20 protein-coding genes are annotated in these 13,223 nt (G+C 59.5%); all 20 read left to right on the top strand.

The genetic code is table 11. The features are described from left to right. The 20 genes from QF043_RS22735 to QF043_RS22640 all read left to right on the top strand — a co-directional run bounded on the left by QF043_RS22735 (position 1) and on the right by QF043_RS22640 (position 13,216). Positions 1-474 carry a DMT family transporter gene (locus QF043_RS22735; RefSeq protein ID WP_015371102.1) on the top strand — a complete coding sequence of 158 codons (474 nt, stop codon included), beginning with the start codon at positions 1-3 and terminating at the stop codon, positions 472-474. 39 nt (positions 475-513) lie between these two features. Continuing rightward, positions 514-1,374: an SMP-30/gluconolactonase/LRE family protein gene (locus QF043_RS22730; protein ID WP_065883888.1), complete on the top strand. Its 861-nt coding sequence runs from the start codon at positions 514-516 to the stop codon at positions 1,372-1,374. Positions 1,375-1,590: 216 nt separating this feature from the next. Continuing rightward, the gene (locus QF043_RS22725) at positions 1,591-2,325 is read left to right on the top strand and encodes an XRE family transcriptional regulator (RefSeq protein ID WP_081321508.1); all 735 of its coding nucleotides are present in this window, start codon (positions 1,591-1,593) and stop codon (positions 2,323-2,325) included. A 67-nt stretch (positions 2,326-2,392) separates the two neighbouring features. Beyond that, entirely contained in the window at positions 2,393-2,632 is a 240-nt protein-coding gene (locus QF043_RS22720) for a hypothetical protein (RefSeq protein ID WP_307421573.1), read from the top strand. A gap of 285 nt (positions 2,633-2,917) precedes the next feature. Next, entirely contained in the window at positions 2,918-3,256 is a 339-nt protein-coding gene (locus QF043_RS22715) for a phage holin family protein (RefSeq protein ID WP_053254660.1), read from the top strand. Positions 3,257-3,279: 23 nt separating this feature from the next. Continuing rightward, on the top strand, positions 3,280-3,795 hold the full coding sequence (locus tag QF043_RS22710) for a hypothetical protein (RefSeq protein ID WP_307420261.1): 516 nt from the start codon (positions 3,280-3,282) through the stop codon (positions 3,793-3,795). Between the two features lie 3 nt (positions 3,796-3,798). After that, positions 3,799-4,410, top strand: a complete 612-nt coding sequence (locus QF043_RS22705; protein WP_307420260.1) for a phage baseplate assembly protein V — start codon at positions 3,799-3,801, stop codon at positions 4,408-4,410. Positions 4,411-4,419: 9 nt separating this feature from the next. Then, the gene (locus tag QF043_RS22700; protein WP_053254663.1) at positions 4,420-4,752 is read left to right on the top strand and encodes a hypothetical protein; all 333 of its coding nucleotides are present in this window, start codon (positions 4,420-4,422) and stop codon (positions 4,750-4,752) included. Continuing rightward, positions 4,749-5,723: a baseplate J/gp47 family protein gene (locus QF043_RS22695; protein ID WP_307420259.1), complete on the top strand. Its 975-nt coding sequence runs from the start codon at positions 4,749-4,751 to the stop codon at positions 5,721-5,723. Before QF043_RS22700 ends, QF043_RS22695 begins: the two co-directional genes overlap by 4 nt. Next, complete coding sequence (locus tag QF043_RS22690) at positions 5,720-6,358, top strand: phage tail protein I (protein ID WP_307420258.1); 639 nt, start codon at positions 5,720-5,722, stop codon at positions 6,356-6,358. The genes QF043_RS22695 and QF043_RS22690 overlap by 4 nt, the downstream gene beginning before the upstream one ends. Then, entirely contained in the window at positions 6,355-6,891 is a 537-nt protein-coding gene (locus tag QF043_RS22685) for a hypothetical protein (RefSeq protein WP_307420257.1), read from the top strand. Before QF043_RS22690 ends, QF043_RS22685 begins: the two co-directional genes overlap by 4 nt. 81 nt (positions 6,892-6,972) lie before the next feature. Further along, positions 6,973-7,725 carry a hypothetical protein gene (locus QF043_RS22680; protein WP_307420256.1) on the top strand — a complete coding sequence of 251 codons (753 nt, stop codon included), beginning with the start codon at positions 6,973-6,975 and terminating at the stop codon, positions 7,723-7,725. Positions 7,726-7,736: 11 nt separating this feature from the next. Next, a complete protein-coding gene (locus QF043_RS22675) occupies positions 7,737-7,973 on the top strand; it encodes a tail fiber assembly protein (RefSeq protein WP_236370673.1) in 237 nt (78 codons plus the stop codon). Positions 7,974-8,057: 84 nt separating this feature from the next. Then, complete coding sequence (locus tag QF043_RS22670; RefSeq protein WP_307420255.1) at positions 8,058-8,231, top strand: hypothetical protein; 174 nt, start codon at positions 8,058-8,060, stop codon at positions 8,229-8,231. Between the two features lie 2 nt (positions 8,232-8,233). Next, positions 8,234-9,400: a phage tail protein gene (locus QF043_RS22665; protein ID WP_307420254.1), complete on the top strand. Its 1,167-nt coding sequence runs from the start codon at positions 8,234-8,236 to the stop codon at positions 9,398-9,400. After that, positions 9,400-9,906, top strand: a complete 507-nt coding sequence (locus QF043_RS22660) for a phage major tail tube protein (RefSeq protein ID WP_307420253.1) — start codon at positions 9,400-9,402, stop codon at positions 9,904-9,906. The genes QF043_RS22665 and QF043_RS22660 overlap by 1 nt, the downstream gene beginning before the upstream one ends. A 168-nt stretch (positions 9,907-10,074) precedes the next feature. Continuing rightward, entirely contained in the window at positions 10,075-10,647 is a 573-nt protein-coding gene (locus tag QF043_RS22655) for a phage tail assembly protein (RefSeq protein ID WP_307420252.1), read from the top strand. 127 nt (positions 10,648-10,774) lie between these two features. Beyond that, the gene (locus QF043_RS22650; RefSeq protein ID WP_307420251.1) at positions 10,775-12,628 is read left to right on the top strand and encodes a phage tail tape measure protein; all 1,854 of its coding nucleotides are present in this window, start codon (positions 10,775-10,777) and stop codon (positions 12,626-12,628) included. Next, the gene (locus QF043_RS22645; protein WP_305458260.1) at positions 12,628-13,011 is read left to right on the top strand and encodes a phage tail protein; all 384 of its coding nucleotides are present in this window, start codon (positions 12,628-12,630) and stop codon (positions 13,009-13,011) included. The genes QF043_RS22650 and QF043_RS22645 overlap by 1 nt, the downstream gene beginning before the upstream one ends. Beyond that, entirely contained in the window at positions 13,004-13,216 is a 213-nt protein-coding gene (locus tag QF043_RS22640) for a tail protein X (protein ID WP_307420250.1), read from the top strand. Before QF043_RS22645 ends, QF043_RS22640 begins: the two co-directional genes overlap by 8 nt. Positions 13,217-13,223: the final 7 nt, after the last annotated feature.

Here is a 13,223-nt window from a genome sequence, read left to right as displayed (position 1 = left end):
ATGAACGCAGCTTACTACCTGCTGGCCATCGCCGCGGGGCTTGGCATTACCCTGCAGACCACGCTGAATGGTCAACTCGCTAAAGGTGTGGGTGGAGATTCCGTAGCGGCGGCGCTGTTCTCATTTACTGCCGGAGCGGTGTGCCTGGGCGTCTTTTCATTGATGCGTGGCGGGATAGTGGCCTCACTGGCGGCTATACCTGCCCAGCCCTGGTGGAGCCTGCTGGGCGGTCTGCTGGGTGCCGGTGCCTTGCTTAGTTATGTGGTGCTTGCGCCAAAAATCGGCCTGTCAGCCCTGCTGGGCCTCGCTATCGCAGGTCAGATTATCTCCTCACTGGTTATCGATCATTTCGGATTGATGGGGGCATCGGAAAGGCCGGTGTCTCTCATCAAGTTGGCCGGGTCGATGGTGATGCTCGCAGGACTGGCCATCGCCCTGTTCGGTGACAGGTGGTCAGCGCTTTTCTCCAACTGACTGCCTTGTTTGCCCCATCCTGTTTCGTAGGACGCAACCATGTTTAAAACCCTAAGCGGCACCACCAGTCTTCTTGGCGAGTGCCCTGTCTGGTGTGAAAGAACGGAACGCCTGTTCTGGACCGATATCCCTGGTTGCGAACTGCTTGCTCTGGACCCCGTGAGCGGTGAAGTACAGCACTGGCGAGTGCCCGAGCCGCTGGGGTCGTTCGCCCTTACGACCAATACAGACGTATTGCTAATGGGATTGGCCTCCTGCCTAGGTTATTACAACCTGAGTACTCTTCGCTTCACCAAAATTACCATCACGCCTGGAGTACCCGGAACCCGGGTCAATGATGGCCGCTGCGACCGTATGGGCAACTTTGTGTTTAGCACTATGGATGCCGGTGAGGCGGTGCAAACTATAGGGCGATTTCACCGGTTCAATGCCGCGACGCTCAAGACTGAAACGCTGGACCTTCCCGAAGTGGCGATCCCGAACAGCATCTGTTTTAGCCCGGACGGTTCCACCATGTATTACGCGGACTCCCTGCAAGGATGCATTTTCTGCTGCGATTACCCGTCGCTAGAAAACCAGCGTGTATTCACTACAGTCAACGGTCAGGGTGCTCCAGACGGTTCTTGTATTGATGCGCAGGGCTTTCTCTGGAATGCGGAATGGGGCGGTAGCAGAGTCGTGCGTTACGCGACTGACGGCAAAGTTGACAGCGTGATCGACTCCCCGTGTATTCAGACCACTTGTCCGGTGTTAGCGGGACTTGGTTATGAAACGCTTTACTGCACCAGCGCACGGATAGGGCTGGATAAGCCGGCAGATTTCGATGGCACGCTGATAAAAGCCGAAGCCGTTTTAGCTGCCGGATCCCCTGAAGAGCGATTTACAGGACGACTGCACTGAATAGTAGGTGCTAGCCTGTCGCGCCGTTCTGAATGCCAACTTGGTAGACGCGTATGAATGACCGCTTCTGGCCGATACCAGCCTCTCGGACTTCGAAATTGACGAGTGCCCAGACCCCAATTGCTTACCGACGTGTCGGTTAACACTTTCTGCCATTGCATAAATTATGCAATTTAGCATTTGCCAACCCCCAAAACTCCCGGCACTATCGCCGTTATGCAAAAACGCAACGTTTCAACCGTCTTAAGAGAGCTGCTGGACCGCGACCGGATCTCCCCCACGGAGCTTCACCGGCGTACCGGCGTGCCTCAATCCACACTCTCGCGGATCCTCAGCGGCAAGATCGTTGATCCGTCGGACAAGCACATCTCGCGCATCGCCGAGTATTTCCGCGTCAGCACCGATCACCTGCGCGGGCGCGCGGCGTTGGGCGTTGGGCGCGATGACGGGCGCGACCCGATGCATTCGGAACTCAAGGACATAAGCCTGTGGGACGACGACACGCCCGTTAATGATGACGAGGTGTCGATCCCCTTTCTGCGCGAGGTTGAATTGGCTGCTGGATCAGGAAGATTCGTCATCGAGGAAAGCGAGAAGGCCAGCCTGCGGTTCGGCAAGCGCAGCCTTCGCCACAACGGGGTGCAGTTCGACCAGGCCAAATGCGTGACAGTGCGCGGCAACAGTATGTTGCCGGTGCTGCGCGATGGCGCGACGGTCGGGGTGAATGCGGGCAAGAGCGGCATTGGCGACATCGTCGACGGCGACTTGTATGCCATCAATCACAATGGCCAATTGCGGGTGAAACAGCTCTATCGCCTGCCTTCCGGGATTCGCCTGCGCAGTTTCAATCGCGATGAGCACCCGGACGAAGACTACAGCTTCCAGGATATCCAGGATGAGCAAATCAGCATCCTTGGTCATGTGTTCTGGTGGGGCATGTACGCCCGTTAACCTCCTTGCGTAAGACAAAGCCCGCCATGTGCGGGCTTTTTTTCGACCTTAAAAAACCGGTAAACCCTTGGCCCATCAGGCTCTCAATGCACTGATGCATTTCGCTGGCAAAAATAAATGCGTTTGTGCATTGACTGTATATGCATACATGCATACTCTTCATCTCAAGCCAGCCAACAAGGTGGTGGAGGCGGCAAGGATGCTGCCAAGGAAAGTGACAAGGAAGGCACGCAACATCGGCAAGGACGCCATCGAAGCGATGGCAGGGACGCCAGGCAACACCGGCAAGGATGCCGACGCTCTTTAGTTACACCGCTTTAAAAAAACAGGCAGCGATGAACCGGCCTTAACGGTTCAGAGGGTTGGCAACTGACCCGGGTGTGCAGCGTAAAGCACCAGAAGCAGTTATCCGGCAGACAGGGATCGTGGTCGGAAAAACATTGAGGAAAGAACCGTACCGCGCCAGTAGCGCCGAACGTTCGAGGACATCATTACTGAAAAGCCCGGGCAACCGGGCTTTTTGGAATGCCGACCTATCGAAGCATGTGTGAATGAAAAATGGACTATTGAGTGCTCAGCCAGGAGGCGTGACATGACAAATGAACAACAAGCGTTAGCGGAAATGCCTATCTGGCTGGTCATCGTATTGGCCGTGATCGGCGGGGTGTCCGGCGAAATGTGGCGCGCCGACAAGGAGGGCGCACGTGGCTGGTCGCTGATCCGCCGCCTGGCCCTGCGCTCCGGCGCGTGCATGGTTTGCGGCGTTTCAGCCTTGATGCTGTGCTACGCCGCCGGCATGTCGATCTGGACCGCCGGCGCCATCGGTTGCCTCACCGCAATGGCCGGTGCCGATGTCGCCATCGGCCTTTATGAGCGCTGGGCGGCCAAGCGCATCGGGGTCAACCAAGGCTCCGGCCAAGACCCGCAGTAATCGTTGCAAGGATGCTACTTACTATGACCCTTATCGAAAAACCCTCCCAACTGCCCCTTGCCATTAGCGCGGCGCTGCATGCGGCCTTCCCGGACTTGAAGGTTGGCAATCACCAGGATTTTCAGGGCGCCGGGGATAAAACCGGCGTGTTGATCACGGTCGAAGGCAATGGCCCAGGCATTCGCTCTCGTGAAGGGCGCAAGGCGCACGCCCTGACCGTTTCTCTCAGGGCCATGGTGGCGCCGGGGGCGTTGCCGTTTGATGCCTGCGACCTGGCCAGCCAGCTTATGGACCAGGTGCTGGATAACCGTTGGGGCCTGCCCTTGGCCCAGTGCGATTTGCCGATAAATATCGTCGCCGCTCCGGTTGCTGCAACAACAGCAGAAACGGACTACGACACCTGGACTGTCTCCTTCACCCAAACCCTCTACATCGGGCCGGTGTTACTCACAGATCCTACCGGCCAGCCGCTGTTTGCCCGCACCTGGGAAGTGGCGGATATCGACGATCCCGACCAATACAAACCACTGGCGGAGTAGCCCATGTTTGACGCGCTGTTACGCATGCAACTGGGGCCGATTGTCGAACGCCTGGCAGAGATGGAAACCCAGCTTGAAGACCTGTACCGACGCGCCGAGAGTTTTTGTCGGATTGGCACGTGTCAGTCGGTCGACGCGGCGAGCAATACCTGCAAGGTCAGCCATGGCGAATTGCTCACGCCGGCAATCCGTTTTTTCAACCCCAGCGCCGGTGCGCAAACCGAAACCCGTATCCCGTCCGTAGGCGAACAATGTCTTTTACTTAACTACGGCAGCGGAGAAGGCGGCGGGCAGTCCGTAGCCTTGTTCGGCCTCAACAGTAGGCAGTTTCCGCCCGTCTCCAGCGTTGCCACAGTGACCCGAAGGCGCCATCAGGACGGCACCCAAAGCGACTACGACGACGCCAGCCACACCTTCAATTGGGTCAACGGTCCCACCACATTCAGCGGCACCCGCGAACAAGTCGAAGTGAAGGTCGGCGTCGCCAGCCTGACGATCACTCCCCAGAACATCACCCTGCAAATCGGCGGCACCCGCCTGGTACTGGACGCTGGCGGCGCGCACTTCAGCGGCCCGCTGGTGGACCATCAAGGCCGCGTCATCAGCCCCCGATAAGGACATCCCATGCTCGGCATCGATCGAAACACCGGGGCAGCCGTCGATGACTGGCTGCAATTCGTGCAGCGCGCCACCCGAGCGCTGACCACCCCCGTGGGCACTCGGCAGAAACGCCCGCTGTACGGCTCGCTGATCCCGCAACTGCTTGGCCAGAACCTCGGCGACGACCTGCTGATCCTCGCCCAAAGCCACGCCGCGCAGGCGTTCTACAACAGCCACAACGGCATCGGCGATTTTCAACCCCAGGTCATCGTCGCCACCCGCCAGGGCGCCGGCCTGCTGTTGCGCTTCGCCGGCACCTGGAAAAACCGCCAACAAACCTTCGAGGTCGTGACATGAGCATGCTGATCCCCGGCCAGAACCAACTGGCGGAACCGGCCATCATTGCGGTGGATGAGTTCGAGCCGCTATTGGCCGAATTCAAGGCGTTTGTGGTCGATTACGTCGCCACCCGAGCACCGCAAAGCGCGGCCAAACTCAAGGTCAGCCTCGACAACGAAAGCGAGTTGCTGACCCTGGCCCTGGAAGCGTTTTGTGTGCGGTTGCAAACCCACGAACGCAAATACAATGCGCGTATCAAGCAGATGCTGGCGTGGTGGGCCACTGGCAGCAACCTGGATGCACGCCTGGCCGATATGGGCCTGGAACGCCAGGTACTCGACCCCGGCGACCCGGCGGCGTTGGAAAGTGACGACGACGCTCGCTTGCGTTATTACCTGGCGCCCCATGCCCCGGCAGCGGGCTCGCGCATGCAGTATCGGCGAGAGGTGTTTACCCTGGGTGAACGGCCGTCGGTGAAAGTGCAAAGCGCGACGCCGGGCGTGGTGACAGTCAGCTACACCTTTGACCCGGACGGCTATGCGGCGCAGGTCAAGGACGGCAACGCGCGTCGAACGGCGCCCGGCGAAGTGATGGTCACGGTGCTTTCTCGCGAAGGCGACGGCACGCCCTCTGCGGATTTGCTTGACGGTGTTCGCCGCCACTTCGCACGGCCGGATGTACGACCGGAGACGGACCTGGTCAGCGTGCAAGCGGCGCACATCCTGCGCTACAAGATCCGTGTAATCGCGAAGATCAACGCCGGTCCGGACTCGGGGCTCACTCAGGTAGCGGCGCAGAAACTGCTGCAAGACTATGCAGAGTCGTGTCATCGCCTCGAAGGGCGAGTAGACCCCAGTTGGATCGACTATGCGATTCACAGCGCCGGTGCCGCGCAGTTACAGATCGTTGAGCCGCTCGAACCCATTATCAGCAACGCCTTCCAGGCTCCGTATTGCACGGGTGTCGAGGTGGAGGTGCGCACGTTATGAGTGAGCACAAAGCGAGTTTGTTGCCAGCCAACAGTTCACCGTTGGAAAAGGCTCTGGACGTGGGATTCGGGCAATTGCTCGACCGCGTCATGCCACCGTTTCCGGCGTTGATGAACCCACTGCAAACCCCGGGCGAATTTCTGCCTTACCTGGCCGCCGACCGCGGCGTCAGTGAATGGGACGCCGACGCCAGCGAAACCGAAAAGCGCCTGACCGTGGCCTTGTCCTGGCAGATCCAGCGTCAGGCCGGCACGCCCAAGGCGTTGAGTCATGCGGTGGAATCGCTGGGGTTCACCCCCAACATCAGCGCCTGGTATCAGCAGCGGCCAAGGGAGATGCCCTACACCTTCGATGTGCAGGCGATCATCGGGCGCAGTTGGTCCAGCGGTGATCACAACCGTTTGATTCGCCGTATCAACGCGGCCAAGAGCGAGCGGGACCAGGCGACCATCACCATCGTGCACGAAACCCAAGGGCGGCTTGCGCTCACTCAGGTCCTCCATGCGCCGCTAAGTGACGGCGAGTTGTACCTGGACGGAGCGCTGCCGGACGTTGCGCTGGTTGCCCGGCTTAACAGTGCTGGGGTTGCCCAGCACTACACCATTAACGACTACGACCTCAGGGCGCAGCCATGACAGATGACATAACGCGCCTGGTGCGCTTCACCTCCAAGGGTTTGGATGAAGTGCTGCAGGCAAAGAACCAGGGCTTGAAAGGCGAGATCACCCACATCGGCGCTGGTACTGGCCGCTATAACCCGGACGGCGCGCAAGTGGCCTTGCGTGATGAACGCCAGCGGGTCGCCATTGTGGATTACGAGGACCTGGGTGACCGGCAACTCAGGATGGCCGCGCTGTTTGACGGCGAGGCCGAGTATGAAATTGGCGAGTTCGGTTTTTACCTCGCCAGTGGGACCTTGCTGGCGGTGTATTCCGTGGCGGGGAAATTGCTGACCTATAAAGCGTCAGCGGCGCGAGTGCTGCAAAAGTTTACGCTGGATATTTCGCCGTTGCCGGCGGACAGCGTGACGGTAGTAGTGGGGGCTGAGAACCTCAATATTCTGCTGACTGAAGAGCTGGCTTCGCTGTCGGCTGCCAGCATCGACAACATGTCCAGAGGCGTCTCAGTGTTGTTTCGGGTCATGGCACTGGAGGCCAAGGCCGGGTAGCAACTGTTTATTCAGAGTCCAAACCTGGCCCGGTTCAGAAAGGTCAGGGAACCGTTCAATGCACTACAAGGAGTTCACACATTGAGTACTGAACAGCAATTGGCGGCTGTGGTCAGCGCAGCAAATGCACTGACCACCGTCGTGACCGGCAAGATTGGCGACATTAACCAGGCACTGGCGCAGGCTCAGGCCAGATACGACGAGCAGCTATTGAGCCTGAACAGTCGCTTGCCGCGCCTGGCCGTTACGAAAAACTTTCATATGGTGCCCGATACCACCGGCAAACTGATTGATGGCTGGTTGGTGCATAGCGAAGTCACCGCCACCAACGTGCGTACCATTACCCAGGCGGCGCAATCGGCCGGGCGCCTCGACGCAGACGTGGATTTCATGCGCCAGGTGCAGGCCGATGTGCGCGAGCAATTTCCCGATTTCGACATCAGGGCGGCGGGTTACTGGCGAAACACGGTCAATGTCTGGCAAATGAAATGGTCCGATAGCAAATCCTTGCCTTGGCTGGCGTTTCCCACCTGCATTGATACCGGGCGTTTGAGCGGGACCACTCCCGTGCCGCTGAACAACTGCATGACCATGGGCGCATTCGTTCGCGTCAATGACGGCACGATTGAAGGCGCGTGGGCCACCGGCAACCAGAAGGGCAAGTGGCGCTGGTGTTCGGCACTGCTCATGCCCGACAACTACTTTGCCAACTACATGCATATCCACCCGATGCGCAGTTCAACCACCGGCTCGGTGGACGTCATGCTGGCCGGCGCCTGTACGGGTGTCGTCACGCGTCCCGCCGATTGGGGCACGTTGTTGGGTCTGGGTTAAGGAGAATATTGATGAAACCTGAATTTGTACTGCCGGACATTCATCCATTGATCAAATGGAAACTGATCCGTGCGGCGCGGGATGCCGACCTGTTGGCCAGCGACTACGCAGCCATGCCTGACTACCCGATGGCAGACAAGGATCGCCCGGCGTTCGTGACCTACCGCCAGGGCTTGCGTGATATCCCCGATCAGGGTGCTGATCCTGACGCAGTCGCCTGGCCCCAGAAGCCAGCCTTCCTGAAATAACCCACCGCGAAAGCGGTATTTTTTCGCCTCCCCAAAGCCCCTCACGCAGGGGCTTTGGCGTTTCTCACTCGGAGAATTCCACCCATGCACAACCGCCAAACCTACACCGTCCTCATCCCATTTCCCACCGGAGGTGGCCATTGGTCCACTGCCGGCGAGGAGCTGGAACTGCTCGACGTCGAAGCATCTGCCCTGCGCAGCGCCGGCCGCCTGGAACTGACCAGCGTCCTTAACTCCACCCCCAAGAAGGCTGACTAATCATGGCTGAGGTTTTGAACTTCGAGCACAACGGCATCACCGTGAATGCCACTGAATCTCCCGAGGCCATGGGTGGCCTGGGCGACAACGTTATCGGCCTGGTCGGCACCGCGCCGAATGCCCACGCGTCGATCCCGAAAAACGCGCCGTTTCGCATCAACAGCTTCACTACTCAGGCGCTGTTGGACCCTACCGGCGCTGAGTCGGGCACGCTGTTTCAGGCGGTGTACCAGATCCTCAAAGTGGTGAAGGTGCCGGTCTATGTGGTGATCGTGGAGGAGGGCGCAACCCCGGCTGACACCGTCAATAACGTGATCGGCGGCAACGAGCCGACCACCGGCCGCAAGCTGGGCCTGGCTGCACTGGCCAGTGTCCCTGAAGACCTGACCATCATCGGCGCCCCTGGCTTCACCGGCACCAAGGCGGTAGCGGGTGAGTTCGCCTCCTTTGGCAAGCGTATCAAGGCCCGTGTAGTGCTGGACGGCAAGGACGCATCGGTCGCTGACCAAGTGACCTACAGCGGCGAACTGGGCGGTGCCGACCTCGGCTTCGACCGTTGCCTGCTGGTGCACAACCTGCCGTCGGTGTATTCCAAGGCAGCCAAGAAAAACGTGTTCCTGGCCCCATCCTCGTTGGCCATCGCTGCGTTGGCCAAGGTCAAGCAATGGGAAAGCCCTGGTAACCAGGTGACCTTCGCCGAGGACGTTTCCCGCGTGGTCGAGTACAACATCCTCGACACCTCCACCGAAGGCGACCTGCTCAACCGTTACGGCGTGAGCTACTACGCGCGCACTGTCCTCGGCGGTTTTTCGCTGCTGGGTAACCGCTCCATCACCGGCAAGTTCATCAGCTACGTCGGCCTGGAAGATGCCATCAGCCGCAAGCTGGTCAAGGCCGGCCAGAAAGCCATGGCCAAGAACCTCACCAAGTCCTTCATGGACCAGGAGGTCAAGCGCATCAACGACTGGCTGCAAACCCTGGTCGCCGATGAAACCATCCCCGGCGGCAGTGTTTACCTGCACCCGGAATTGAACAGTGTCGAGAAATACAAGAACGGCACCTGGTTCATCGTCATCGACTACGGCCGTTACGCGCCAAACGAACACATGATTTATCAACTCAATGCCCGCGATGAAATCATCGAGCAGTTCCTGGAGGACGTTCTCTAATGTTTACCAACCGTGTAAGACAGGCCATTGCGGCCACCCTTCAAGGCCTGCCGTTGTCCGCGACGGTGGAGGAATTCACCCCGCCGAAGATCGAGTTCGACATGGAACCCATGTCCGGCGGGCGCTTCATCGCCGAAGAAATGGCCAAGAGCGGCAAGGTGCTCGGCGCCACTTTGGTGCTGCAAGGTGCCGGCCCGGAAATCATGTTGGCCCTGGGCGTGCGCCTGGGTGACGACATCCTGCTCAATGTGCGTGAAGCCGGACAAGACCAGGACGGCAAGACCTACTTCACCTACCACACCGTCGGCGGCAAGCTCAAATCCCTGGAGGAGGCGAAGCTGAAGATGGGCGACAAGGTCACCACCACCCTGGAGCTGTCCTGCCGCACCTACAACCGCCTGGAAAATGGCATCCCGGTGATCGACATCGACGTGCGCACCCAGAAGTTCGTGCTCAACGGCGTCGACATTCTCGGCGATGCACGCCGCGCGGTGCTGATGCCGTAAGCCTTCACTGCACCTGAAGTGGACACTGTCAGTGTGGGAGCGGGCTTGCTCGCGAATACGGAGTGTCAGTCAATACATGTGTGGCTGATAGACCGCTTTCGCGAGCAAGCCCGCTCCCACATGGACCGGCGTTGTCTTGCAGATACTTTCTCACCAAGGAATTGCCCCATGGCCTGGATGCCACCGCTGCACATTCTGCTGTCTCCGATCACCGCCGACACTGGCGCGACGATCCAGCAGATTCAACTCAAACCGCTGTTCTACGCCGCGCAAAAAGCCGCGCTGGCCCGGGCCGGTGATGACGAGGACGACCAGTTTTTTGAACTGGCGAAACTCGCCACCGGCCTGTCGGAAAAAGAGCTTGATCAACTCAAACGCCCGGACTACGTGAGCATCGCTCAGTACGTACATGACATGTCGACACGCCCAGCGTCGTTCTTCCTCGATCAGCCTGACGAAGCGAGCCACGACCAACCGGTCCAGCTGTTGTTGGCGCTCGATGCGGCCGGTCGCAGCCTGACCGAACTGTCTCTGGAAATGCCCGCCCTGCGCGCCACCAAAGTGATGAAAAAACTCGCCACCAACAAAGAGCGCGCCGAGTTCATCACCGCGCATTGCACCGGTTTGATGATCCCCGATCTCGCCGGCCTGACCGTGCCCGACTGGACGCAACTGCAGGAGCGCATCGACGATTTTTTAAATCAACCGGCGGACTTCTTTCGCAGCGCGACATCGAAGTAATCCTCGATGTGGTGCCGCTGATTTACTCGGTCAATGAGGCGGAGATCCTCGACTGGGACGCCGGCAAAGCATTGCGCCGCTACGACATTGCGATCACTCGCCTTGGCGTTAAACAGGAGTAAGCGGGATGCAAAACACGTATTCGCTCGCGTATGCCATGGCCAAGGATGGTCAGGGCGTTTTCGGCAGCGCAAATGGCGCAAATGATGCCAGTCTCGTCAATCCAGGCACGTTGGCACCCTCCGTCCCCGAGAGCGCGACGGGGATGGGCCTGGCGTTAACCCATGCAGACTTGAGGCTTAACGAACTCGCGCAGTCCTTGCAGGTACTGCGTGAGAATGTGGACGCGCTTGAAACATCTTTATCCACACTGAAGACGGCTGATGTGCAGCCGTTGAAATCCGAGGAACACAGCGAATCGAAGACGGTTGCTCAATTCACATCAACCCGGTCCGAAGATCTGCGCCTTACCCGTGAGTCCATGTCGCTGGGCGCCGGGCAACCGCTCGACCCGGTTGCCGCGCAGCGATATTCGAATGCCCATCTTTCGTTTGATACCAAGGCCACTTCGGAGAAGTCGATAACGGTTTTACGAAAGGAAACCACGGAAAGCGCAAGTCGTCTTACCAAGACCCTGGAACCGGCGCCGATATTCCTGGAACCCACATGGTTGCAGGCCAAGACCGAGGTGATGGATAAAGCCAATGACTGGGCCGGCGACTCGCCGCTCGGGGCCAAGACGGTTAAAACGGCAGAGGCCGTGATTTCGGGGTTGGCGGAGACAGTCACTTCCAGATTCAAAGGCAACGTGGTGGATGTGACGCTTGGCAAGATTCCCTTGATTGGGAAGTTTTTCCAGGACGGTGGCTTTGAAAAAGACAAGTCATGCTGCTGTGCAACGGCGGGCGAAAAATCAATGTCGAGCAAGGACTCGGCGCGCGGTGGGGCTTCGGGGAGACAGAGGTCCAGAAAGCCCAAGTCTCAGTCGGCAAAAAAGTCCCAGCCAGCGCGAAAGGCTCAAACAACACAACAGTCTGCGCCAGCGCGAAAGGCTCAAACAACACAGAAGTCTCAAACCTCGCACAAGAAGCAAACGCCTGCAGCGAAGCCACCCGCCGCAAAGCGCTCGCTTGCAAAAGGTGCTGGTTGGGTGGCGTCGCTGTATGGCGTGGGCGAACGCCTTTCGAAGTGGTTTCCCCAGCAGCAGCCGCTTGGGTTTGCAGGTGCCACTTCACCAGGGTTGCAGCCGCGCGTTGCCCGCACGAACAGTCGCAACAAAAAGACGGCCTACCAGCGAATGAGTTCGGGCCGCGCGCCTGGGCTGCTTGAGGCATTGGAACGGGGGCTTGCGCCCATGCCGTTCGAAGGTCGCCAACACGCCCCGCCACAGGCTCAGCCCATTAGTCGTGAACGTCTGCCGGCCCCGGCCCACAGCTCACTGAAGATGCCTGCTTCAGGGTTGTGGGGCACGCTGAGCAAACTGGAGTCGTCCGCCGCCCGCCGCCTCGGCCCACTGAAGTACGTCGACACCGCTATGGACGTGGTGCAGGGCGTAAGTAACGGTGACGCCAACGCTGTCGGTGCAGGCCTCACCACGGCCGGTGGCGCCTGGGCCGGAGCCTCCGCCGGTGCCGCCATCGGCACGCTGATTTTCCCCGGTGTCGGCACCGCCGTCGGCGGCGCAATCGGCGGCCTGCTCGGCAGCGAGGCGGGCAGCTGGCTTGGCGATAAATTGTTCAGCGCAAATGATCGCCTGCCCGCGCCTGGTGCGGTGAGCAAAGAGCTCAATGCCGCGCGCACGGACAACGTGCAAGTCACCCTCGCCCCGAGCATCCAGATCACCGGCGTCAACCCGGCCGATGCCCAGCAAGTCGTCAATCAGGTGATCCAGGCCCTGCAATTTCAGTGCATGCCAATGGTCACCGACGCTCTGGGCATTCGGCGCAACGTGGCACTGGCTGACCCTTCAGGAGGTGATTGATGCGACAACAAATGGTCCTCGGCGACTTTATTTTTGGTTTGTCCCGAGGCTTTGCCTATTCCTCGTTGCTGCGCAGTACCGACGGTGGCTGGGCTGACCTGGCGATTATTGCCAGCAAACCCCTGTCACGGCAGAGCGGGCAAAAGCTGGAAAAACTCACGTTCAGCGGCACGGCCATGTACGCCATCGGCATGCAGCGATTGGACGAACTGCGCGCGCTGCAAAACGCACGGGCACCTCTGCCTTTGGTCGATGGCATTGGCCGCAACTGGGGCCTGTGGCGGATCAATTCAGTTGTGGAAACCCAGAGCAATGTGATCGACGACGGCACCGCCATGCTCATGACCTGGACCCTGGAATTAGAGGAATTCGTCAATGCGTAGAGTGCGAAGTATCGCCGGTGATTCGGTCAACCTGCTGCTCTACCGCGAGGTGGGGCGTTGCGACGACGCGGCGGAAGAAACCCTCTGGCGTCTGAACCCCGAGCTTGCCGAGTACGGGCCGGTACTGCCCGCCGGTGTGTGGGTCATCGTGCCGGAAATGCAAACGCGGCCGGCTGCTGTGCGGCCTGTTCTGGCGTGGGATTAAGGAGGCA

The sequence above is a fragment of the Pseudomonas sp. W3I7 genome (genome assembly GCF_030816095.1).
In the GTDB taxonomy this organism is placed as follows: domain Bacteria; phylum Pseudomonadota; class Gammaproteobacteria; order Pseudomonadales; family Pseudomonadaceae; genus Aquipseudomonas; species Aquipseudomonas salomonii.
The sequence above is the reverse complement of the archived record's forward strand: the minus strand, read 5'-3'. Positions and strand labels throughout refer to the sequence as shown.

Excerpts from the sequence above, each read along its gene's own strand:
- QF043_RS22735 (WP_015371102.1), top strand. The coding sequence starts at position 1 with ATGAACGCAGCTTACTACCTGCTGGCCATCGCCGCGGGGCTTGGCATT.
- QF043_RS22685 (WP_307420257.1), top strand. The coding sequence starts at position 6,355 with ATGACAGATGACATAACGCGCCTGGTGCGCTTCACCTCCAAGGGTTTG.
- QF043_RS22645 (WP_305458260.1), top strand. The coding sequence starts at position 12,628 with ATGCGACAACAAATGGTCCTCGGCGACTTTATTTTTGGTTTGTCCCGA.
- QF043_RS22710 (WP_307420261.1), top strand. The coding sequence starts at position 3,280 with ATGACCCTTATCGAAAAACCCTCCCAACTGCCCCTTGCCATTAGCGCG.
- QF043_RS22655 (WP_307420252.1), top strand. The coding sequence starts at position 10,075 with ATGGCCTGGATGCCACCGCTGCACATTCTGCTGTCTCCGATCACCGCC.
- QF043_RS22715 (WP_053254660.1), top strand. The coding sequence starts at position 2,918 with ATGACAAATGAACAACAAGCGTTAGCGGAAATGCCTATCTGGCTGGTC.
- QF043_RS22705 (WP_307420260.1), top strand. The coding sequence starts at position 3,799 with ATGTTTGACGCGCTGTTACGCATGCAACTGGGGCCGATTGTCGAACGC.
- QF043_RS22640 (WP_307420250.1), top strand. The coding sequence starts at position 13,004 with ATGCGTAGAGTGCGAAGTATCGCCGGTGATTCGGTCAACCTGCTGCTC.
- QF043_RS22650 (WP_307420251.1), top strand. The coding sequence starts at position 10,775 with ATGCAAAACACGTATTCGCTCGCGTATGCCATGGCCAAGGATGGTCAG.
- QF043_RS22665 (WP_307420254.1), top strand. The coding sequence starts at position 8,234 with ATGGCTGAGGTTTTGAACTTCGAGCACAACGGCATCACCGTGAATGCC.
- QF043_RS22700 (WP_053254663.1), top strand. The coding sequence starts at position 4,420 with ATGCTCGGCATCGATCGAAACACCGGGGCAGCCGTCGATGACTGGCTG.
- QF043_RS22670 (WP_307420255.1), top strand. The coding sequence starts at position 8,058 with ATGCACAACCGCCAAACCTACACCGTCCTCATCCCATTTCCCACCGGA.
- QF043_RS22695 (WP_307420259.1), top strand. The coding sequence starts at position 4,749 with ATGAGCATGCTGATCCCCGGCCAGAACCAACTGGCGGAACCGGCCATC.
- QF043_RS22690 (WP_307420258.1), top strand. The coding sequence starts at position 5,720 with ATGAGTGAGCACAAAGCGAGTTTGTTGCCAGCCAACAGTTCACCGTTG.
- QF043_RS22730 (WP_065883888.1), top strand. The coding sequence starts at position 514 with ATGTTTAAAACCCTAAGCGGCACCACCAGTCTTCTTGGCGAGTGCCCT.
- QF043_RS22725 (WP_081321508.1), top strand. The coding sequence starts at position 1,591 with ATGCAAAAACGCAACGTTTCAACCGTCTTAAGAGAGCTGCTGGACCGC.
- QF043_RS22660 (WP_307420253.1), top strand. The coding sequence starts at position 9,400 with ATGTTTACCAACCGTGTAAGACAGGCCATTGCGGCCACCCTTCAAGGC.
- QF043_RS22675 (WP_236370673.1), top strand. The coding sequence starts at position 7,737 with ATGAAACCTGAATTTGTACTGCCGGACATTCATCCATTGATCAAATGG.